Source organism: Micromonospora rosaria (genome assembly GCF_001567585.1).
Lineage (GTDB): Bacteria > Actinomycetota > Actinomycetes > Mycobacteriales > Micromonosporaceae > Micromonospora > Micromonospora rosaria.
The window spans coordinates 22,351-43,692 of record NZ_LRQV01000034.1 but is presented as its reverse complement, the minus strand read 5'-3'; the positions used below and the strand labels follow the sequence as shown (position 1 = coordinate 43,692).

Below are 21,342 nucleotides of genomic sequence, written 5' to 3'. Positions count from 1 at the left end.
ACACTATCCATCCGGATCACCCGCCAAACGCCGATCGCGGGTAAGGAAGGGCCCCTTGTTAACGCTTACGGTAGAGAAGGGCACCCCTCTCACACCCCGCACGGCAGGACCTGCCGGGCGGTCGGCGGGTGGTCACCGCCAGCCGACGTCGATCCGGTCGCCGCGCTCGTCGAAGAAGTGCACCGCGTCCATCCGTACCGAGACGGCCAGCGGGTGCCCGCCGGCCACCGCCGGGTACGGGGCCAGCCGGACGGCCAGTTCCGCCGGGCGGCGGTGGTGCCGGCCGGGGTCGCTGAGCACGCTGCCCCGGCCCCCGTCACCGGCGGTGGGGACCGTCGCCGTACCCACCGACCGGCCGGCGAGCCGCTGCACGACCTGTCCGAACCGGCGCAGTCCCCGCTCGCCGGGCAGGCCGGTGGCGACCGGACCGGCCATCTCGTCCACCACGATCGCGGTGGCCCCGATGTCGAGGTACGCCAGCGACTCGTGCCCGTGGTGCTCCAGGTAGCGGATGCGGCCCCGGAGCACCTCGCCGGGGGCGTCCGGCGCGACCGGGGTCAGCGCCTCGGCCCGCATCCCGACCACGATCCGCTCCCCGTGGTAGTGCGCGACGGTCCGGCTGCGGATGTCCGACCAGGGCAGGTACAGCGACTGCTCACCGAGCTTGAGCTGGACGTACCGGTCCAGGTGCACGTAGACGGAGGCCTCCAGCAGGTTCATCCGGGGGCTGCCGAGGAAGGCCGCGACGTAGAGGGTGGCCGGTCGGCCGTACACCTGGGTGGGGGTGCCGACGTCCTGGAGGACGCCGCGCCGCATGATCGCCACCCGGTCGGCCATGGTCAACGCCTCGGCCTGGTCGTGCGTGACGTAGATGGTGGTGACGCCCAACTGCCGGGTGAGCGCGGAGATCTCGGCGCGCAGCTCGGCGCGGAGCCCACTGTCCAGGTTGGACAACGGCTCGTCCATCAGGAACAGGCCGGGCCGGCGGACGATCGCCCGGCCCATCGCCACCCGCTGCCGCTGGCCGCCGGAGAGCTGGCTCGGCCTGCGGCCCAGCACGTCACCGATGCCCAGCGCGCTGGCCACGTCGGCGACCCGCTCGTCGCGCGGGTTCGGCTCGATCCCGGCCAGCCGCAACGGGAAGGCGATGTTCTCCGCCACGGTCATGTGCGGGTAGAGCGCGAAGTCCTGGAAGACCATGGCGACCCGCCGCTCACCGGGCGGCAGGTCGTTGGCCAGTTCCCCGTCGAGCAGGACCGCGCCCGAGGTCGGCTCCTCCAGGCCGGCGACCATCCGGAGCACGGTGGACTTCCCGCACCCCGACGGGCCGAGCAGCACCATGAACTCGCCGTCGGTCACGTCGAGGTTGACGTTGTCGACCGCGCGTGCTCCGCCCGGGAACACCTTGGTGACGTCCTTCAGCGCGACGGTGGTCACCGTCTCCTCCCAAAGCTGATCGCCCGATTCGGAAATGACTGTGACCAGGATCATCCGATCCGCACATCGGGTAAACGTGCCATGTTGGGCTCGTGACAGCTTTATTACCTGTTACCGATCGGTACCAGCGTGCGGCTGCTCGCCGAGGAAGACCCGGCGCACCACCCGCTCGGCCGCGTGCCCGTCGTCGAGGGCGCAGAACCGGGCCCGGAACCGGCGCCGCGCCGCCTCCGCCGCCGGTGACCGCACCGCCCCCGACCGGAACAGGTCGAGCAGCCCGGCGAAGTCCGTCGCCACCGCCCCCGGCGGCTCGGCGGTGACGTCGACGTAGACCCCCCGGGTCAGCCGGTACGCCGCCCAGTCCGGCGCGTAGACCACGATCGGGCGGTCCAGCACGGCGTAGTCGAACATCGCCGACGAGTAGTCGGTGACCAGCACGTCGGCGGCCAGGTACAGCTCCTCCACCCGGTCGTGGTCGGTGACGTCGAGCACCCGGCCGGACCCCACCTCCACCTCCGACGCCCGGTCGGCCGGCTCCCGGTCGTGGAAGTAGTGGCTGCGCAGCAGCACCCGGGCCCCGGGCCCGAGCACGTCGAGCAGCTCCGCCGGGCGGAACGGCGGGCGGTACCCGGGCAGGTGCTCCCGGTGCGTCGGGGCGTAGAGCATCACCGGCTCGTCCCCGCCCACCCCGAACCGCGCCCGGATCCGACGCACCTCCTCGGCGGTCGCGGTGACCAGCCGGTCGTTGCGCGGGTACCCGTACTCCAGGGTGGTGTACCCGGCCGGGTACGCCCGCTCCCACTGCTGGGTAGAGAAGCTGTTCGCGGTGACGCTGTAGTCCCAGCGGTCCACCCGGCGCAGCAGGGCGGCGAAGTCCATCCCGAGCGCCCCGAGCGGGTACCGCTGCTGGTCCAGCCCCATCACCTTGACCGGGGTGCCGTGGTGGGTCTGCAGGTGCACCGAGCCGGGGCGCTTGCGCACGGCGTCGGGGAAGTTGACGTTGTTGACCAGCCAGCGGGCCCGCGCCAGCACCCGGTGGTACGCGCGGCTGCCCGCCACCACGTACTCGACCCCGGCGGGCAGGGTGTGCACCCGGTCCCGCCGGACGATCCACACCCCCCGGACCTGTGGCGCGAGCCGGCGGGCCGCCTCGTACACGGCCGCCGGGTTGCAGGCGTACCCCCGGTACCAGTAGGCGGCGTAGACCGCCAACGCCGGGTCGAGCGGCCGGTGCAGTTCGGCCCGGTAGTAGGCGTACCCGGCGGCGTCCCGGGCGGTACGGGCCACCGGGACGGCCCGCCGGCCCGCCGCGCGGACACCCCGGCCGGCGGTGTCCCGGACCCGCCCGGCCACCCGGAGCGCGGTGAAGGTCCGCCAGTGCCCGCCGGCCACCAGCCGCTGCTTGAGCCCCGGCACCCCGGGCGGCACCGGGTAGCCGGCCGGTGGCCGCCAGCGCCGCATCGCGGCGGTGATCCGGGCGAAGAAGACCGGCCGCAGGTGCGGGTCGATCCGCTCCCCGTTGCCGAGCACGGTCAGGCAGTGCCAGACCATCCGCTCGTAGACCGCCGGCCACAGGTCGTCGAGGGCGGGCCGCCGCGCGACCAGCCAGCGGAACACCCGGTCCCACTGGTCGAAGACCTCGACGTGCCGCTCGTCGCGGGTCCGGGTGATCGCCCCGGCCCGCCGCTGCCGGTAGTTGACGCAGACTCGGTCCAGCGCCCCGATCCGCCCGGCGGCCAGCAGGGTCGGGTACGTGAACGACACGTCCTCGTACCACCCGGGGGCGAAGCGCAGCCCCTGGTCGAGCAGGAGGTCCCGGCGCAGCACCCGGTTCCAGGCGACGTGCAGCAGCCGCAGCACCTCCGGCCGGTCCCGCAGGGCGAAGGTGCCCGTCCCCACCCCGTCGGGCAGCACCCGGGCCCACGCGCTGGGGCTGGCCGAGTCGTCCCAGTGCCGCCGGACGTGGTCGACCAGCAGCACGTCCGGGGTACCGGCGCGCAGTCGGGCGGCCACCGCCGGCAGGCACTCCGGGGCCAGCCAGTCGTCGGAGTCGAGGAACCAGACGTACTCCCCGCCGGCCCGGTCCAGCCCGGCGTTGCGGGCCGGGCCGAGACCGGCGTTCTCGGGCAGCCGGAGCACCCGGACCCGGGGGTCCCGGGCGGCGTACCCGGCGAGGATCTCCCCACCGGCGTCGGGCGAGCAGTCGTCGACCCCGATCACCTCAAGGTCGGTGAAGGGCTGGTCGAGGATCGAGTCCAGGCACTCGCGCAGGTACGCCTGCACCCGGTAGGCCGGCACGACGAAACTGATCAGGGTCATCGGCCGGCCCCCTCACGTCAGCCGGGCGGGCGGCTCCCCACGGCCAGCGGACCGGCCGCCGGCCGGGTGGCGTGGGCCGGCCGGACCACCCAGGCCAGGACCACACTCGCGAAGAAGCCCACCAAGAGGTACACACCGAGTGTAAACAGGCCGATGCTGGCAATTCCGGCGATCGTCGCCACCGCCAGCAGCGCGGAGCGCCCCTCCCAGCCCAGCGTCCCCCCGTGCAGCGGGGGCGCGGCCTGCCGCTTCTCCAACCGGGCGACCAGGTCGTAGTGGTGCAGGGTCAGCACGAAGACGTACCCGAAGACCAGCCAGGCGGGCGCACCGGCGACCACCCCGACCGCGATCGCGAACAGGTACTCCCCGGCCCGCAACGCCGCCGGCACCAGCCAGTCCAGCGGACCGTTGTGCGCCGCCCCCGCGCCCAGCCCGGCGAGCAGCAGCACCAGCAGCACGGCCGGCACCGCCCAGCGCAGCCCGGCCGACCCGGTGACCAGCGCGGCCACCAGCAACCCGGCCGACCCGAGCGCCCCGAGCACCGCCAGGGTCAGCGGCCCCACCGGGCGCAGCACCGGCAGCCGGGCGGCCAGCGGACCGTCGTCGCGGTGCAGCGTCGCGTCGACGGTGTCCAGCACCGGCACCCACATCCAGCGGGCCCGCAGGGTCCGCAGCGCGCCCGTGTAGGCGAACGCCAGCGTCCCCCAGACCAGCACCGCCAGCAGCGCCACCCGGGGGCTGAACAGCGCGGTGGCGAGCGCGATCAACGCCCACCGCTCGCCGATCGGGAAGACCACCGTCCGCTTCAACCAGTACGACACCGAGCCGGTGTCCGCCTGCACCCGGGTCGACGCGGCGTTCAGCCTGTCGCCGATCCCGCCCCCACCGGCGCCGACCGTCTTGGGCCGGCGGGCCGCCTCGTCGTGCAGCACCCCGTACCAGGCGTCGGTCATGTGCCGGACGGTCTGGAGGGTCATCGCGGCGATGGCCAGCGCCCAGCCGTACTCGACGCCGGCCGCCGTGGCGCCGTACCCGAGCCCGGCGTAGACCAGGTACTCCTTGGCCCGGTCGGCCATGGTGTCCAGCCAGCCGCCCCAGGCGCTGAAGTGCCGGGTGTAGCGGGCCACCTGCCCGTCCACGCAGTCCAGCACGAACCCGAGGTAGAGCAGCAGCCCGCCGAGGACCAGCGCGGGGCGGTCCCCGGTGGCGAAGAGCAGCGCGGCAGCCACCGCGAAGGCCACCGAGATCATGGTGACCGTGGTCGGGCCGAGCCCGAGCCGGGCACACGCCTTCGTCACGTACGGCGACCAGGTGCTGACGAAGTACGTGGTGAAGAAGTCGTCCTTCTCCTTCACCGACAGCCGCAGCTCGGCCCGGTCCTCGTCGACCGCCGCCACGGCGGCGCTGGCGGCGGCCAGCCCGGCGGCGTCGTCGACCCGGTGCGCGACGAGCAGGCGTACCCGGTGGGCGAAGGTCAGGGTGCCGAGCGCGGTGAGGCCGGCGAAGAGCCGGTCCACGGCGGGCCCGGCCGCCGGGCCACCCCCGGCGAGCCCGGTCGCGCCGGTCGCGGCGGCACGGGCGGCGGCGGCCAGCGTCGGCAGGTCCCCGGCACCCACCCGGACCGCGCCACCGAAGATCCCGGTGGCCGCGCCGTCGAGCTCCGTCGGCGGCCCGGCGTCCACCACCTGGCCGCGCTCCTCGCGCACCGCCGTCCGGCCGGAGCCGGGCGGGTCGGTGAGGACCAGCGCCACGGTCGGCCCGACCGGACTGGTGGCCAGGTGCCGCAGGACGGCGGTGTGCGCGACCAGGTCGGCACCGCTGACGATCACCGGCCCCGTCGCGTCGTCGACCAGGGCGGCCAGTTCCCCCAGGTCGGCGGCGAAGCGCACGTCGCGCGCCCCGGCGGCACGCCACTGCGTCGCCAGCCGGTCGGCGAGCCGCTGACCCGAGTCCGTGGGCAGGCCCGCCGCGGGCGTACCGGCGGCGAGCACGATCGCGAGGGTCACCGGGGAACCGCGTCGTGGTACGCGGCCAGCGCCTCGGCCACCGTGCCGTCCACGGTCAGCCGGCCGCCGTCGAGGTAGAGCCCTCGACGGCAGAACCGGGTCAGGTCCTTTTCGTTGTGTGACACCAGCACCAGTGTGCGTCCCTCCCCGAGAAGTCGGTCGATCGTCGCATAGCACCGCTGGCGGAACTCCGCGTCCCCGACCGCCGTCACCTCGTCCATCAACAGGATCGGATGCGGCAGGTGGGAGATGATGGCGAAACCGAGGCGGACCTTCATCCCCGACGAGTAGTGCCGTACCGCCGTGTCGATGGCCCGTTCCACCTGCTCACCGGCGAACGACACGATCTCGTCGAAGTGCCGCCGCAGGTAGCCGGTGGAGAGCCCGTGCAGCCCGCCGACCAGGTACAGGTTCTCCCGGCCGGTCAGGTCGTTGGAGAAGCCGGCGGAGAGTTCCAGCAGCGGGGCGACGTCCGCGCGGACCCGGATCCGCCCCTCGTCGGGGATCAGCACCCCGGCGATCAGCCGCAGCAGGGTGCTCTTGCCGGTGCCGTTGCGCCCGATCACCCCAACCGTGTCCCCGGGCGCGACCTGGAACGACACGTCCCGCAGCGGCCAGAACCGGCCGGTTCCCGCGCCCGCTTTCCGGCGGATGAGCAGGTCGCGCAGGCGCAGTTGCCGGCGCCGGTTGCGGACGAACTGGATGCCGAGGTGCTCCGCCTCGATGATCGGCTCGGTCATCACAGTTCCTTGAGCACCGCGGGTTCGAGCCGGCGGAACGCCCACCAGCCGGCGAGAAGCACCAGCAGGCTCACCGCCACCGTGGTCGCCAGCAGCCGGGCCGGGGGGAACTCGTCGGGGTACCAGACCGCGTGGTGCAACTGGAAGATCCCCACCAGCGGGTTCAGCTCGTAGCCGGTCTTGAGCCAGCCGGGCAGGTCGGAGTCGCGGACCAGGGCCAGCGGGTAGATGATCGGGGTGGCGTAGAAGAGCACCCGGATCACCAGCCGCATGAACCGCTCGATGTCGCGCATCAGCACGTTGAACGCCGAGAGCAGCAGCGCCAGCCCGATCAGCAGGGTGGCCTGGACCAGCACCGCCAGCGGGAGCGCGAACAGCGACCAGCCCGGGTCGATCGTGCCCTGGGCAGCGTAGAAGGCGGCGATCGCGGCCAGGATCGGCAGGCCGGCGGCGTACTCGGCGAACCGGCCGGTGACCCGGCCGATCGGGAACGCCTGCCGGGGCACGTTCATCGTGGTGATCAACCGCGCCTGGCCGGTCAGCGCGTTGGTCGCCTCGCTCAGCGCGGAACTGGTCCACATCCAGGCGAAGATCCCGGTGATCAGGAACAACGGGTACGAGTCGGCCGCCTCGCCGAGGTGCCGGCCGGTGTCGCGGGAGTAGAGCACGCCGAAGACGAACCAGTAGATCGCGCCCATGCCGAGCGGCTCGATCAACGACCAGAAGTAGCCGAGGAGGGACTGCTGGTACTTCACCGCGAGGTCCCGCTTGACCAGGATGCGCAGCGCGTTGCGGTGCGACCACAACGCCCCGACGCCAGACGTCACCGTCGCCTCCTCGTTGACCGCGACACAGGCTAGCAGCAGGCCCGGGGGCCGAGCCGGGGCTTCGCCGAGATGCGGCACGGCCGGGAGCCGGCCTGTGCGGGCCGGAGCCGGCGCGACGCGGACGGGAGCCGGCGCGACGCGGCCGAGAGCCGGCCCTGTGCGGCCGGGAGTCGGTGGGGCACGGCCGGGGTAAGCACCTACGGGTACCGGGGTGACGGCTCCACCCTGCGGCCGAGGGCGCGGCGGTGGCCCGTTCCTACCGTGGAACCAGAGGCGGCTTGACGCCGCAGAGTGGGAGACGACGATGAGTCGCAAACTGGTCCGGCCCCGGGAGGGGCGCATGTTCGCCGGTGTCTGCGCCGGCCTGGCCCAGCGGTTCGGCATGTCGGCCGGGATGGTCCGACTGCTGTTCCTGCTGTCCCTGCTCCTGCCCGGCACCCAGGTGATCATCTACCTGGTGCTCTGGGTGCTGATGCCCAACGAGGACCGCTACGCCATGCGCGCCGGGTACTGATCGCCGGGCCGCCCCGGCCTGGGACCGCCCGGTGTGCCCCCGTGACCCGAGCGCCCGCCCCGTCGCCGGGGCGGGCGCCGCCTGTCGGGCGTCGCCGGTCAGGGCGCGGTGTACGTGATGGTCACCGTCTGGTAGCCGAGCGAGCGGAGCAGCCCCTCCAGCATCTTGCGGGTGTTCTCCTCGGCGCGGGCGCCGAGACCGCTGTCCCGGGCGGCGGCGGTGATCCGCTCCTCGGCCATCCGGTACACCTGCTGCTGCCGGTTCGGGTCGCCCTCGATCAGGTCGCCGATCCGGTTGAGCAGCCCCCGCTCCTGGGCGACGACGTAGCTCTTCTCCATGTCGAGGTTGGTCTTGCCGAGCTGCGGGGCGGGCAGCTTGATCTCCACCGACCTGTTGTCCGCCGAGGTGACCACCGCCCCCTCGCCGATCCGGGCGAAGTCGACGTACGCCTCGACGCTGCCGCTGCCCACGAAGAGGGTGCGCTCGTTGAGCAGGAAGTCCGGCACGTTGCGCCGGTCGTTCTGCAGGTCGACGACGACCTGGAAGTTGCCCTCGGCGGCCACGTACCGGCTGAGGTCCTGGATCGACTTGAGCAGCGGCGGCTGGGTGCGGTCGGTCTGCTCCTGCGCGAACGGGTTGCGGAAGTTCGGCAGGATGCCCGTGGTCTGCACGCCGAGCAGCACCACCACCGCCACCGCGGCGGCACCGAGCACCGCGAGCAGGCCCCGCACCGGCCCGCGCGAGCCACCGGACGGGGCCGGTGGTGGAGCGTCGTACCGGGCACCGGAGCCGGGCTCCGGGAACGTGCTGGTGGGCTCGTCGACACTGTCTCGTGGCATGCCCCTCACCGTCCTCCTGGCGAGTAACGTCACCTGAGGAGACGGTACGTCCCCGGTACGACACTCGCGCGCCGAGCGCCCGAACCGGACAGTCGCCCCTGGTCAGGCGAACGCGGAGAGCCCGGTGAGGCGCTGGCCGACGACCAGTTGGTGGATCTCCGAGGTGCCCTCGTAGGTGAGCACGCTTTCCAGGTTGTTGGCGTGCCGCATCACCGGGTACTCGCCGGAGACGCCGTTCGCGCCGAGGATCGTGCGGCACTGCCGGGCGATGGCCAGCGCCTCCCGCACGTTGTTCAGCTTGCCCACGCTGACCTGGTCGGGCCGGACCCCGGCCCCGTCGGCGAGCCGCCCCAGGTGCAGCGCCAGCAACTGGCCCTTCTGCAACTCCACCACCATGTCGGCGAGCTTGGCCTGGGTGAGCTGGAAGCCGGCCAGCGGCCGGCCGAACTGGGTGCGGGTGGTCGCGTACGTCAGGGTGGTGGCCAGGCAGTCACGGGCCGCGCCGAGCGCGCCCCAGACGATGCCGTACCGGGCCTCGGTGAGGCAGCTCAGCGGGGCCTTCAGCCCCTCCGCGCCGGGCAGCCGCGCGTCCGCCGGCAGCCGCACGTCGTCGAGGACGATCTCCCCGGTCGACGAGGCGCGCAGGGACATCTTGCGGCGGATCTCCCGCGCCGTCACCCCCGGCGTGTCCATCGGCACGACGAACCCGCGGACGCCCTCCTCGGCCCGCGCCCAGACCACCGCGACCTCGGCGACCGGCGCGTTCGTGATCCACATCTTGCCGCCGGTGAGCACCCAGTCGTCGCCGTCGCGGCGGGCCCGGGTGGCCATCGAGGCCGGGTCGGAGCCGTGGTCCGGCTCGGTCAGCCCGAAACAGCCGATCGCCTCGCCGGCCGCCATCGCCGGCAGCCACCGCTGCTTCTGCTCCTCGCTGCCGTACCGCCAGATCGCGTACATGGCCAGCGAGCCCTGCACCGAGACCAGCGACCGGACACCCGAGTCGCCCGCCTCCAGCTCCAGGCAGGCCAGCCCGTACGCGACGGCGGAGGCCCCGGCGCAGCCGTACCCGGTCAGGTGCATGCCGAGCAGCCCCAGCCGGCCGAACTCGCGGGCCAGCTCGCGCACCGGCACCTCGCCCCGCTCGTACCAGTCGGCGACGTACGGGCGTACCCGGTCGTCGACAACCCGGCGCACGACGGCGCGGATCTGCCGCTCCTCGGTGTCGAGGGCGGAGTCCAGGGCCAACAGGTCGAGCGGGTCGGTCACTCCGGCGCCCCGGCGAGGACGAACACCCGCGCGTGGATCTGGTTGCGCTGCTGGAGGGCGGCGCGCAGGGCACGGTGCAGCCCGTCCTCCAGGTAGAGGCCGCCGTTCCACTGGACCACGTGCGGGAAGAGGTCGCCGTAGAAGGTGGAGTCCTCGGCGAGGAGCTTGTCCAGCGCCAGCTCCCGCTTGGTGGTGATGAGCTGGTCCAGCCGCAGCGGCCGGGGTGGGATCTCCGCCCACTGCTTCAGGGTGAGGTTGTGCTCCGGGTAGGGCCGCCCGTCCCGAACCGCTCTGAAGATCACGACGGCACGCACCCCTCCCCGTGACCGGACCGACCCGCGACTCCGGGCCGGGTCGCGGGCTGGCACCGCGTGACGCGGCGCCGATGACCCTGCCAGCCTAACCGGCCCTGCCACACCCCGTTCCGCTCCCTCGCGCCGGGCCCGCCGGCCTCGGGCGACCGGGCGGACCCGGCCCGGCGGGCGGCAGCCCCGGCCCGGCGGCGCACCACCGGCGGACCGCACCGGGTCACCGCCACCGCCCCCGGTGGAACACCTCGTCGACCGGCCGCCGCCCCCGCCGCAGCGACGGGGACCGGTGGTCGGGAGCCCGGTAACCGACGGTGATCGCACCGACCGGGTCGTACTCCGCCGGCACGCCGAACGCCGCCCGGTACGCCTCGGTCCGCTGCGGCGGGATGCCGAAGAAGCACGCCCCCAGCCCCTCGTCGACGGCGGTCAGCAGCATCAGCAGCGCCGCGAAGCCGGTGTCGACGTACCAGTACGGCACCGGCCAGCGGGCCGTCGCGCGGTCCGTCCAGCCCTTGTCCGGCTCGGCGTACCGCTCCAGGTAGGCCGCGCGGTGGGCGTGCGGGACGACGATCAGCGGGGCCCGCCGCATCCCGGCCAGCCAGCGTTCCCGGCCGCCGCCCTCCGGGGTGGCCACCGACCAGAACCGGTCCCGGTCCGCCGGGGTCTCCAGCACCAGGAACCCCCAGCCCTGGGCGAACCCGGCCGACGGGGCTCGGGTCGCGTGGTCGAGCAGCCGGTCCACCACCTCGGGCGGGACGGGCCGGTCCGGGTCGTAGTTGCGCACCATCCGGCGACGCCGGACGACCTCGGCGAACTCCATGTCGCTGCCGCCCGGCCCGGTCAGGCCCCGGGGCGGATGCCCCAGACCCCGCGCCAGGTCGCGCCGGGCGCCAACTCGATCACGTCCCGGCCGGACCGGAACGCGTCGGGCGGGCAGGTCATCGGCTCGACCGCCACCGAGCGGCGGTGCCGCTTGCCGGTCAGGGCGTCCCCGGTGAACACCTGCCACCAGCCGAACTCCCGGTCGGCCCAGATCCGGACGCCGGCCGAGCCCTCCGGGCCGGTCAGGGTCACCGACGAACCGCCGTCGTCGTCGCGGATCAGCTCGCCGAAGGTCGTGTCGAGCTGGGCCCCGCCGATCCGGCGCGGCTCGGTGTAGTCGTGCTCGGTGCCGGCCACCAGGCTCGCGCCCACCGGCAGCAGCCGGCCGTCCACCACCAGGCGGCGGTGCGCCGGCACCCGCATGGTCAGGTCGTCCACGGCCACCCCGGGCAGTTGCAGGTACGGGTGGACGGAGAAGCCGAACGGGGCCGCCGTGGTGGCGAGGTTCGTCGCCTCGTGCTCGACCCGCAGCCCGTCCGCCCCGACGCTCCACCGGCCCCGAACCCGCAACGCCCACGGGTACGCCGGGTGGGGCGGCAGCTCGTACTCCACGGTGACCGCGTCGTCGGCCTGCTCGACCAGCCGCCACCGCACCCAGTTGACCAGGCCGTGCAGGGCCACGTGCCGGGCCGGCTCGGTCAGCGGCAACTGGTACGTCTCGTCACCCACCGTGTAGAGACCGTCCCGGATCCGGTTCGGCCACGGGGCGAGCACCTGGCCGGCGCTGCCGGGGCAGATCTCGTCCGCCTCGTACCCGTCGAGATAGTCGACCCCGTCGTGGCGGTACGCCCGCAGACCACCGCCCACCTCGACGATGACGGCCTCGTGACCGGCGGCGGCAATGGTCCACTGTGCCCCGGACGCAGGGCGCGGCTCGACGTTGTTCATGTCGGGGACCTTAACCGGTCGGTGCCGCTGCGCGCTCGGCACGTCACCTTCCGTCCCGCCCAGCGGGTCACCGGCGGTAGCGACGCAGCGGGTCACCGGCGGTAGCGACGCAGCGCCGGGAAGGCGACCGCCAGCAGCACGGTCAGCACCACCGCCAGCAGTCCCCCGCCGACCCAGGCCACTCCGGCGCCCAGGAACCCGGCCGTCGCGCCGGCCCGCAGTTCGCCGAGGCGCGGCCCGCCCGCGACCACCGCGAGGTTGACCCCCTGGAGCCGGCCGCGCAGCCGGTCCGGCGCGTAGACCAGCAGCATGGACTGGCGCAGCACCGCGCTGACCAGGTCGGCGAGGCCGGCGACGGCGAGCAGGACGACCATCAGCCAGAGGTTGCGGGCCAGCCCGGCCAGGGCGATGGCAGTGGCCCAGCCGACCACGGCCAGCACCAGGGCGAGGCCCTGCCGGTGCAGCCGGCCGATCCAGCCGGAGGTGAGCCCGCCGAGCATCGCCCCGATCGCCATCGCGCTGTAGAGCCAGCCGACGGCCGCGCCGTCGCCGAACCGTTCCACCGCCACCTCGGGGAAGAGCGCCCGGGGCATGGCCAGGATCATCGCGATCAGGTCGATGGCGAAGGAGAGCAGCAGGACCGGGGTGGTGGTCAGGTAGCGCAGGCCGTCCAGGACCCCGCCCAGCCCGCCCCGGTGCGCCTCCCCCTCGGCGACCGGCTCCGGTGGCATCGCCGGCAGCCGCAGGGTGGCCGTGATCAGCCCGAGGAAGAGCAGGGCGTCCAACGCGTACGCGATCGGCAGGCCGGTGTCGGTGCCCCAGACGGCGAAGACCAGCCCGGCGCCGAGCGGCCCGACCACCGCCGCGGCGGTGAAGGTGGTGAAGTTCAGCGTCATCGCCGCCGGGAGCAGTTCCGCCGGGAGGATCCTGGGCAGCGCCGCGCTGCGCGCCGGTGAGCTGATCGCGAAGGCGATGGAGTGCACGGTGACCAGCGCCAGCAGCAGCGCCGGGCTGCCCACCCCGAGCAGGGCCTGGGCCAGCAGCGCCAGCACCGACGCCCAGAGCAGCGCCGAGCCGACCAGCAGCACCCGCCGCCGGTCGCGGGCGTCGGCCACCGCGCCGGCCCAGAGCCCGAAGACCAGCAGCGGTACGAACGACGCCACGCCAAGCAGGCCGACCCAGAACGAGTCCCGGGTGAGCGCGTACATCTCGACCGGGACGGCCACCGCGGTCATCTGGAAGCCGAACATGGCGATCGCGTTGCCGAGCCACAGCCGCCGGTACGTCGGCACCCGCAGCGGGCTCAGGTCGATGGCCCAGCGCCGGGCGGCGTTCGACCGGCCCGGCTTGACGGCGGTCACGGGGCGAGCCGCTCGGTGACCCACTCCCCGGGCGCGGCCAGCCGGTAGCGCAGCCGGTCGTGCATCCGGTCGGGCCGGCCCTGCCAGAACTCCACCGCGTCGGGTCGCACCCGCAGCCCGCCCCAGTGCGGCGGGGCGGGGACCGGCTCGACGTCGGCGAAGCGCCGCTGGACCGCCCGGTAGCGCTCCTCCAGCACCGACCGGTCGGCGACCACGCTCGACTGGGTGCTGGCCCAGGCGCCGAGCTGCGAGCCGCGCGGCCGGCTGGCGAAGTACGCCTCGGTCTCGGCCCGGTCCAACCGGTCCACCCGGCCGGTGACCACCACCTGCCGCTGCATCCCGAACCACGGGAAGACCAGACTGGCGTACGGGTTGGCCGCGAGGTCGCCGCCCTTGCGGGAGGCGTAGTTGGTGAAGAACACGAAGCCCGCCGGGTCGTACCCCTTGAGCAGCACGGTCCGGCCGCTGGGCCGGCCGTCGGCGTCGGCGGTGCCGACCACCATCGCGTTCGGCTCGGGGAGCCCGGCGGCGACCGCGTCGTGGAACCAGCGGTCGAACTGGGTGTGCCAGTCGGCCGCCAGATCGTCCCAGGAAAGCGTTTTCTCCTCGGCATACTCGTTGCGCATCCCGGCTGGCCTCACTGTGTCCCCCGTCACATCGCCGCCCGTCCACCGCACCCGGATCGCCCCCCATCACGCTGACCAGCGCTTTCCGCCGTGTGTTACCGGGGCGTTGCCGACTGGCACGGGCCCGGGTGTCGTACGTAGCACACTCGCCGTGGGTCGCAAACCCTGTTATCCAGCAGGCAAGATGTCACGAACACATCCATGAGCCGCACCGGCGCCCGAGGACGGGCGCACCGACGAAGCCGCGGGAGAGAGCACATGGCCGACTTCAAACCCGGACTGGAAGGCGTCGTCGCCTTCGAGACCGTGATCGCCGAACCCGACCGCGAGGGCGGCGCCCTGCGCTACCGCGGGGTCGACATCGAGGACCTGATCGGCCAGGTCTCCTTCGGCAACGTCTGGGCGCTGCTGGTCGACGGCCGGTTCGGCCCCGGCCTGCCGCCGGCCGAGCCGTTCCCGGTGCCGGTGCACTCCGGCGACATCCGGGTCGACGTCCAGTCCGCCGTGGCGATGCTCGCCCCGTACTGGGGGCTCGACCAGTTCCTCGACATCTCCCACGAGCAGGCCCGCGCGGACCTGGCCCGGGTCTCGGTGACGGCGCTCTCCTTCGTCGCCCAGTCCGCCCGGGGCCTCGGCCTGCCGGCCGTGCCGCAGAAGGAGATCGACAAGGCGGAGACCATCGTCGAGCGGTTCATGAAGCGCTGGCGGGGCGAGCCCGACCCCCGGCACGTCAAGGCCGTCGACGCGTACTTCATCTCCGCCGCCGAGCACGGCCTGAACGCCTCCACCTTCACCGCCCGGATCGTCGCCTCCACCGGCGCGGACGCCGCCGCCTGCATCTCGTCGGGCATCGGCGCGCTCTCCGGGCCGCTGCACGGCGGCGCCCCGTCGCGGGTGCTCAGCATGCTGGAGGCGGTGGAGCGCAGCGGCGACGCCGAGGGGTACGTGAAGAGCGTGCTGGACCGGGGCGAGCGGCTGATGGGCTTCGGGCACCGGGTCTACCGGGCCGAGGACCCGCGCGCCCGGGTGCTCCGGCGCACCGCCCGGGAGCTGGGCGCGCCCCGCTTCGAGGTGGCCGAGGCGCTGGAGCGGGCCGCGCTGGCCGAGTTGCAGGCCCGCCGCCCGGACCGGGTGCTCGCCACCAACGTCGAGTTCTGGTCCGCCGTGGTGCTGGACTTCGCCGAGGTGCCGGCGCACATGTTCACCTCGATGTTCACCTGCGCCCGGATGGGCGGCTGGAGCGCGCACATCCTGGAGCAGAAGAAGCTCGGCAGGCTGGTCCGCCCCTCCGCCCGGTACGTCGGCCCCGGCCCGCGCAAGCCGCAGGAGGTCGACGGCTGGGACGCCGTCCCGCACGGCGTGTAAGGAAGGGCCCCCTCTTAACGCCCACGGTCGAGAAGGGCACCCTTCTCACACCCCCGCACCCACCTGCCCGGATGCCGCTCTGTGGCGCAGGACTCAGGGTGTGTTGGACACCTCAGCACCGGGGACGGGACCAGCCACCGGCCGGCCCGTCCCGGGTGCGAGGATGGGGACTCGGCAGTGCCGCCAGACCTGGCCCGGATTCGGCCCACCGTGCGCCGAGGCGTACGTGCCGCCGACGGTCCGCGCCGGCCAGCTCACCCGGGCCCCCGCCCATGCGGAAGGATCTTCGATAACCGTGGCTGACGTTTCGACCATCCGGATTCCTGACGACATCAAGCCCGCCGACGGGCGGTTCGGCTGCGGGCCGTCCAAGGTCCGTCCGGCGGCCGTCTCCGCCCTCGCCGACGTGGCGACCAGCGTCCTGGGCACCTCGCACCGGCAGAAGACCGTCCGTGACCAGGTGGCCCGGCTGCGGTCCGGCATCGCCGAGTTCTTCTCCCTTCCCGAGGGGTACGAGGTCGTCATCGGCAACGGTGGCACCACCGCCTTCTGGGAGGTCGCCACGTTCGGGCTGGTCCGGGACCGGGCCCAGTTCGCCAGCTTCGGCGAGTTCGGCGCGAAGTTCGCCAAGTCGGTCAAGGACGCGCCCTTCCTCGGTGAGCCGACCGTCCGCAAGGCCGACCCGGGCAGCGCCCCGGCGCTGGCCGCCGAGGCCGGGGTGGACGTCTACGCCACCCCGCAGAACGAGACCTCGACCGGCGTCGCGGTGCCGATCAGCCGGGTGGCCGGCGCCGACCCGGGCTCGCTGCTGCTGGTCGACGCCACCTCCGGCGCGGGCGGGCTGGACGTCAACGTCGGCGAGACCGACGTCTACTACTTCGCCCCGCAGAAGTGCTTCGGCTCCGACGGTGGCCTCTGGCTGGCCCTGATGTCGCCGGCCGCGCTGGAGCGGGCCGCCGAGATCAAGGGCTCGGGGCGGTACATCCCGGCCTTCCTCGACCTGGTCACCGCGATCGACAACTCGCGGCTGGAGCAGACGTACAACACCCCGGCGCTGGCCACCATCTTCCTGGCCGCCGAGCAGACCGACTGGATGAACTCCCAGGGCGGGCTGGCCTGGGCGGCGAAGCGCACGGCGGAGAGCGCCGGGATCGTCTACGGCTGGGCCGAGCGCTCCACCGTGGCGACGCCCTTCGTCACCGACCCGGCCCTGCGGTCGAACGTGGTCGCCACCATCGACTTCGCCGACGGGGTGGACGCCGCCGCGATCGCCAAGGCGCTGCGCGCCAACGGCATCGTGGACACCGAGCCGTACCGGAAGCTGGGCCGCAACCAGCTCCGGGTGGCGCTCTTCCCGGCCGTCGAGCCGACCGACGTGGAGGCGCTCACCGCGTCGATCGACTACGTCGTCGAGCGCCTGTAGCACCGCGCGGTCTCGTCGCGCGGCATCGACGAGGCGTACCGTCGAAGGGGCCGCCGCCGACCGACGGACGGCGGCCCCGACTGACTGATCAGGCTGGTCATCCGCGACATGCGGGCGTGGCGTCCCACAACCTGACCCGGATGGGCGTACCGTGGGGCGAGACGCCCGGGTGGCCGACTCGTGGCGTGCGGCCAGCGAAGCGGGACGGAGGCAACGCTATGCGCCCAGTACGCTTCGTCGCCCTCTCCGAGGACGGCCAGGCTCTGGTGCTCGCCGACGAGGTCGGGCGACTGCTCGCCCTGCCCATCGACGAACGGGTCGCCACGGCGATGCACGCCGAGCCGGGCAGCGCCCCGCCGCTGACCGTGGCGTCGGCCGGGCCCGCCGCCGACCCGGTGCCGTCGCTCTCCCCCCGCGACATCCAGGCCAAGATCCGGGCCGGCGAGTCCGCCGAGGACGTCGCCCGGATCGCCGGCGTGCCGGTCGACCGGGTCCTGCGCTACGCCGGGCCGGTGCTCCAGGAGCGGGCCATGCTCGCCCAGCACGCCCGGCGCACCCGGCTCAAGGGCGCGGAGAAGCCCACCCCGCTCGCCGAGGTGGTCAACGGCCGGCTGGCCCAGCACGGGATCGACACCGAGAAGATCTCCTGGGACGCCTGGCGGCGTGACGACGGCACCTGGCGGATCGTCGCCACCTGGCCGTCGGGCAAGGCCACCGCCCAGGCCGTCTGGGACCTGGACAAGACCCGCCAGCAGGTCGCCCCGCACGACGACATGGCACAGTACCTCTGCGCCGAGCGGCCCACCCCGATCCTCGGGCAGGAGCCGGCGCCGGAGCGGGGCGGACACGCCCTGCCCGGCCCGTCGCGCGGCGAGCCGAGCCGGGGCGGTGGGCACGGCCTGCCGACGCCCGCCGAGCCGGGCCGCCCCGGGCGGGACCCGATCCGGGCCGGCCGGGACGCCCTGCTCGCCTCGCTCGACCGGCCGCTCGGCTCGACCTCGGGCCGGGGCCTGGAGCCGCGTACCCCGGCCGCGCTGTCCGGGCCGGACCAGTCCCGGCAGCGGGCCGTCAGCGGTGGGGCCGCCGCCCTGCTCGGCGGCGGCCAGGGTTCCGCGTTCGACGACGACTCCGACGCGCCGAAGGAGGTCCCGGCCGTGCCGTCGCTGGCGGTGCTCCGGCCCCGGCGCACGGGCGCGGCGACGGCGGCGACCGAGTCGGCCGAGGGTGCCGGCAAGCCGCGCAAGCGCCTGCCGAGCTGGGACGACGTCCTGTTCGGCAGCGGCCCGGCGGCCCGCGAGTCCTCCTGACCGCGCGCCGCAGGCCCCGGTCCACCGCGTCGGGTTCCGCGCGCCCGCGCCCGGCCCGGCGTGCTCAGAGGGGCCAGGCGGCGAGCCGCTGGTAGCCCGGCTCGACGCCGGGCCGGCTCTGCACCAGCACCAGTTCGGTGGCCGGCCAGGGTGGCCCGAGGTAGCTGTCCAGGGCCGCCCGGTCGGCCTCGACGTCGGCGTGCGGCATCCGGTCGGCGGGGCGGGCGATGGTCAGGTGCGGCCGGAACGGCTTGTCGTCGGCGGGTACGCCGATCGCGGCCAGTCCGGTGCGGACCGTGCCGGCCAGGGTCGTCAGGCGGGGCAGGTCGCCGCGCACGTCCACCCAGAGCACGGTGGTACGTCCCCAGCCGAACCGACCGCCACCGCCCAGGCGCAGGACCGGCGGCCCCGACGCCTCGCCCCGGGTCTGCTCGGCGGCGAGGTCGAGCGCGTGCTCCACCCCGGGCAGCCGCTCCGGGTCGACGTCGCCGAGGAAGGCCAGGGTCAGGTGCGCCCGGGTCGGGTCGGCCAGCCGGACGTTCGTGCCCGCGGCGGCGGCCACGCCCACCCGGAGCCGGGCCACCTCGGCGCCGAGATGCTCGACCGCGCCAGGGGGTGGGAAGACCCCGACGAAGAGCCTCAACCGGAGCCGCCCGTCGCCGGGACCAGCGCCGCCACCGGGGTCACCGGTGCCGCTCGCCCTGCTCGGCCCGCGCGGCGGGCAGCGCGATCCCGGCCCGGTGCAGCAGGCCCTCCACCCGGACCCGCTCGATCTCCAGGTCGACGCCGGTCAGCTCGGTCAGGTGCTCGTCGATGCCGAGCGCCCGGCAGGCGGCCCGCAGCCGGCTGTCGTACGCCTCGACCGTGCCGCCCTTCCAGACGGCGGCCCGGCCGACGGCCGTGGTCCGGTGGGTGCCGAGGTTGCGCAGCTCGGCGGCGATCTGTTCGAGCGGGAGGCGGTCCGCCCGGTCGAGTTCGCGCAGGTCGATGTCGCGGGTGAGCGCGTCCGCCCCGACCGCCCGGTCCAGCCGGGCGATGGTCCGCCGTTCCCGGCGGCGTTCCCGCCACTCGGAGACGGCGCAGACCAGCCGGTCGAGGATCTCGTCGGCGCAGCAGACCAGGGCGATCAAAACCGGCAGGCAGGCCGCCGCGAAGAGAGCCAGGATCACCCAGAGTGTTCGATCGACTCCCACGCATCGACGCTACGGCCCGGACGCGGCGACCGCCACCGCTTTCTTGCCATCCGCGCCCTCCGGTCCCGCCGACTCCGCCCCACCGGCCCCACCCGCCCCAGCAGACTCACCAGCCGCAGCAATCCCAGCAGCTCAGGGCCGCTGCCTCAGCAGTCCGGGGAGACGACGTAGAAGCGCGGGGTGGGCAGCATCCGCAGCCGCAGCCGGGCCCCGTCGCGGCGGAGCTGCCAGGCCAGCGCCAGCAGGGTGGCGGCCAGCGAGAGCAGGCCACCGGTCCAGATGCTCGCCCCGGCGCCGAAAGTCTCCGCGACCCAGCCGATCAGCGGGGCACCGACCGGGTTGGTGCCGAGGAAGACGAGCACCCAGAGCGCCATCACCCGCCCCCGGAAGGCGGCGTCGACCCCGAGCTGGACCCGCTGGTTGGCGGCCTGCGCGAAGTAGACCATGAAGAAGCCGGTCGGCAGCAGCAGGAGCACCACCATCCAGTACGCCGGGGCCAGCCCGACCATGGTGCCGAAGACCGCGACCCCGACCGCCGCGCCGAGCACCACCCACACCGAGGGGCGGCTGCGCCGCCCGGTGCCGGCGAGCGCCCCCGCCAGCGCGCCGACCGCCAGGGCGGTGCTGAACAGGCCGAAGGTGGCGGCCCCGGTGTTGAAGACCGTCTTGGCCAGCGCCGCGAGGGTGAGCTGGAAGTTGAACAGCGTCATCCCGACCACCGACATCACCGCCATCGGCAGCAGCAGGTCCGGGCGGCGCCAGACGTACCGGAGCCCGTCGACCACCTTCGCCGAGTCGCGCTCCTCCAGGGGCGGCAGGGCCGGGCGGTGCAGTTCGGTCGAACGCATCCGGACCACGTTGACCAGCGGGGCGATCGAGCTGAGCGCGGTGACCAGGAAGACCGGCCCGACGTCGACGGCGGCGATGGCCAGGCCGGCCACGGCGGGGCCGATGATCCGGGCCGAGTTGAACACGGCCGCGCTCAGCGACAGCGCGTTGGGCAGCAGCGAGGTGCCGACGAGTTCGGAGACGAACGCCTGCCGGACCGGCGTCTCCACCGCGTTCGCCACGCCGAGCAGGGCGGCGAAGGCGAAGACGTGCCAGAGCCGGACCAGGTCGGTGATGACCAGCAGGGCCATGGCGAGCGCCAGCACGCTCCAGAACGCGTTGGCGACGAAGAGCAGCATCCGCTTGTCGTACCGGTCGGCGAGCCGCCCGGAGAGGAGCGTAAGCAGGAGTACCGGGGTGAACTGGAGGGCCACCACCACGCCGAGCGCGGTGGCGGAGTCGTCCGAGAGCTCGAGCACGAGCCAGTCCTGGGCGACGAACATCATCCAGACGCCGATCAGTTTGATCAGTTGCCCGGCGGCGAAGAGTCGGTAGTTGCGGACCTGTAGGGACTGGAACATCGTGCTCAACCTGGCCTGCACTCTTGGTGCGCCTCCTCGGCTCGTACGCGTCATCGACGGCGGACGGCGCGGCGCGGTGGCGCGGGCGCGCGAGGGCACGCGCGGGCTCGGCCCGTCGGTACGGGCACGGCCCGGTGGTCCGGGCGCGGTCGGGCGCGGTCAGGCGCGGGCCAGCCCCTGGAGGATCTCGGCGGCCCGCCGTAGCGTGTCCCGGTCCTCCTCGGCGAGTGCGGCCAGCCGGTCGGCCAGCCACTCGTCACGGGCCCGTTCGAACTGGTCGAGCACCGTCTGACCCCCGTCGGTCACGGCCAGGATGACCTGCCGGCCGTCGGTCGGGTGGGGGGTACGCCGCACGAGGCCGCGTTCCTCCAACTTGCCGACGATCCTGGACATCGTGGGTGGTTGTACCCGTTCGATGTCGGCCAGTTCCCGAGGGGTCAGCGCGCCCGCCAGCCGGATGCTGGTGAGCGCGGAGAGCTGGGTGACCGTCAGGTCACCGACCGGCCGGGCCTGGCGGACCCGTCGGTTCAGCCTGGTGATCGCATCACGCAACTGGGGAGCCAGTTGCGCCGGTGGCACGCGTCTCGCCGTCACCGTCCGCTCCGTCACGATAGTTAGCCTAACTAACA

At 74.0% G+C, this 21,342-nt stretch carries 20 protein-coding genes; 4 read left to right on the top strand and 16 right to left on the bottom strand.

Annotated features, from left to right (window positions below; all coding sequences use genetic code 11):
* Positions 1-132: 132 nt before the first annotated feature.
* The 5 genes from AWW66_RS12110 to AWW66_RS12090 form a co-directional block, all read right to left on the bottom strand.
* Positions 133-1,437 (bottom strand): ABC transporter ATP-binding protein, encoded by a 1,305-nt coding sequence (locus AWW66_RS12110; RefSeq protein ID WP_083978418.1) that lies wholly within the window; start codon positions 1,435-1,437, stop codon positions 133-135.
* A 111-nt stretch (positions 1,438-1,548) separates the two neighbouring features.
* Entirely contained in the window at positions 1,549-3,756 is a 2,208-nt protein-coding gene (locus tag AWW66_RS12105; protein ID WP_067364373.1) for a bifunctional glycosyltransferase/CDP-glycerol:glycerophosphate glycerophosphotransferase, read from the bottom strand.
* Between the two features lie 17 nt (positions 3,757-3,773).
* The gene (locus AWW66_RS12100; RefSeq protein WP_083978417.1) at positions 3,774-5,762 is read right to left on the bottom strand and encodes a DUF5941 domain-containing protein; all 1,989 of its coding nucleotides are present in this window, start codon (positions 5,760-5,762) and stop codon (positions 3,774-3,776) included.
* A complete protein-coding gene (locus tag AWW66_RS12095) occupies positions 5,759-6,502 on the bottom strand; it encodes an ABC transporter ATP-binding protein (protein ID WP_067364370.1) in 744 nt (247 codons plus the stop codon). The genes AWW66_RS12100 and AWW66_RS12095 overlap by 4 nt, the downstream gene beginning before the upstream one ends.
* Positions 6,502-7,329, bottom strand: a complete 828-nt coding sequence (locus AWW66_RS12090; protein ID WP_067364367.1) for an ABC transporter permease — start codon at positions 7,327-7,329, stop codon at positions 6,502-6,504. The genes AWW66_RS12095 and AWW66_RS12090 overlap by 1 nt, the downstream gene beginning before the upstream one ends.
* A 304-nt stretch (positions 7,330-7,633) precedes the next feature.
* Here AWW66_RS12090 and AWW66_RS12085 point away from each other — a divergent pair, with 304 nt between their 5' ends.
* On the top strand, positions 7,634-7,843 hold the full coding sequence (locus AWW66_RS12085) for a PspC domain-containing protein (protein WP_067364365.1): 210 nt from the start codon (positions 7,634-7,636) through the stop codon (positions 7,841-7,843).
* Positions 7,844-7,941: 98 nt separating this feature from the next.
* Here the strand turns inward: AWW66_RS12085 and AWW66_RS12080 are convergent, their stop codons facing one another.
* The 7 genes from AWW66_RS12080 to pdxH form a co-directional block, all read right to left on the bottom strand.
* A complete protein-coding gene (locus AWW66_RS12080) occupies positions 7,942-8,682 on the bottom strand; it encodes a DUF4230 domain-containing protein (RefSeq protein ID WP_067364363.1) in 741 nt (246 codons plus the stop codon).
* 102 nt (positions 8,683-8,784) lie between these two features.
* Complete coding sequence (locus tag AWW66_RS12075) at positions 8,785-9,948, bottom strand: acyl-CoA dehydrogenase family protein (RefSeq protein ID WP_067364360.1); 1,164 nt, start codon at positions 9,946-9,948, stop codon at positions 8,785-8,787.
* Positions 9,945-10,250 carry a type II toxin-antitoxin system VapB family antitoxin gene (locus AWW66_RS12070; protein WP_067364413.1) on the bottom strand — a complete coding sequence of 102 codons (306 nt, stop codon included), beginning with the start codon at positions 10,248-10,250 and terminating at the stop codon, positions 9,945-9,947. The genes AWW66_RS12075 and AWW66_RS12070 overlap by 4 nt, the downstream gene beginning before the upstream one ends.
* Before the next feature lie 226 nt (positions 10,251-10,476).
* Positions 10,477-11,079, bottom strand: coding sequence for a nitroreductase family protein (locus AWW66_RS12065; RefSeq protein WP_067364357.1), 603 nt, complete (start codon positions 11,077-11,079; stop codon positions 10,477-10,479).
* A 20-nt stretch (positions 11,080-11,099) separates the two neighbouring features.
* On the bottom strand, positions 11,100-12,029 hold the full coding sequence (locus tag AWW66_RS12060) for an aldose 1-epimerase family protein (protein WP_067364354.1): 930 nt from the start codon (positions 12,027-12,029) through the stop codon (positions 11,100-11,102).
* A 92-nt stretch (positions 12,030-12,121) separates the two neighbouring features.
* Entirely contained in the window at positions 12,122-13,390 is a 1,269-nt protein-coding gene (locus tag AWW66_RS12055; protein WP_067364351.1) for an MFS transporter, read from the bottom strand.
* Complete coding sequence (gene pdxH, locus AWW66_RS12050; protein ID WP_067364348.1) at positions 13,387-14,016, bottom strand: pyridoxamine 5'-phosphate oxidase; 630 nt, start codon at positions 14,014-14,016, stop codon at positions 13,387-13,389. Before pdxH ends, AWW66_RS12055 begins: the two co-directional genes overlap by 4 nt.
* Positions 14,017-14,274: 258 nt before the next feature.
* Between pdxH and AWW66_RS12045 the strand changes: the two genes are divergently transcribed.
* The 3 genes from AWW66_RS12045 (at position 14,275) to sepH (ending at position 18,111) form a co-directional block, all read left to right on the top strand.
* Positions 14,275-15,381, top strand: coding sequence for a citrate synthase 2 (locus AWW66_RS12045; RefSeq protein ID WP_067364345.1), 1,107 nt, complete (start codon positions 14,275-14,277; stop codon positions 15,379-15,381).
* 295 nt (positions 15,382-15,676) lie between these two features.
* Positions 15,677-16,804: a phosphoserine transaminase gene (gene serC / locus AWW66_RS12040; protein ID WP_067364340.1), complete on the top strand. Its 1,128-nt coding sequence runs from the start codon at positions 15,677-15,679 to the stop codon at positions 16,802-16,804.
* 218 nt (positions 16,805-17,022) lie between these two features.
* Positions 17,023-18,111: a septation protein SepH gene (gene sepH, locus AWW66_RS12035; RefSeq protein WP_067364337.1), complete on the top strand. Its 1,089-nt coding sequence runs from the start codon at positions 17,023-17,025 to the stop codon at positions 18,109-18,111.
* A gap of 64 nt (positions 18,112-18,175) precedes the next feature.
* Here sepH and thpR read toward each other — a convergent pair whose 3' ends face one another.
* The 4 genes from thpR to AWW66_RS12015 form a co-directional block, all read right to left on the bottom strand.
* Positions 18,176-18,754, bottom strand: a complete 579-nt coding sequence (thpR, locus tag AWW66_RS12030) for an RNA 2',3'-cyclic phosphodiesterase (protein ID WP_067364331.1) — start codon at positions 18,752-18,754, stop codon at positions 18,176-18,178.
* A gap of 40 nt (positions 18,755-18,794) precedes the next feature.
* Positions 18,795-19,304, bottom strand: a complete 510-nt coding sequence (locus tag AWW66_RS12025) for a hypothetical protein (protein ID WP_067364329.1) — start codon at positions 19,302-19,304, stop codon at positions 18,795-18,797.
* Between the two features lie 146 nt (positions 19,305-19,450).
* The gene (locus AWW66_RS12020; RefSeq protein ID WP_067364327.1) at positions 19,451-20,734 is read right to left on the bottom strand and encodes an MFS transporter; all 1,284 of its coding nucleotides are present in this window, start codon (positions 20,732-20,734) and stop codon (positions 19,451-19,453) included.
* Positions 20,735-20,872: 138 nt separating this feature from the next.
* Positions 20,873-21,322: a MarR family winged helix-turn-helix transcriptional regulator gene (locus AWW66_RS12015; RefSeq protein ID WP_211271921.1), complete on the bottom strand. Its 450-nt coding sequence runs from the start codon at positions 21,320-21,322 to the stop codon at positions 20,873-20,875.
* Between the last annotated feature and the right edge of the window lie 20 nt (positions 21,323-21,342).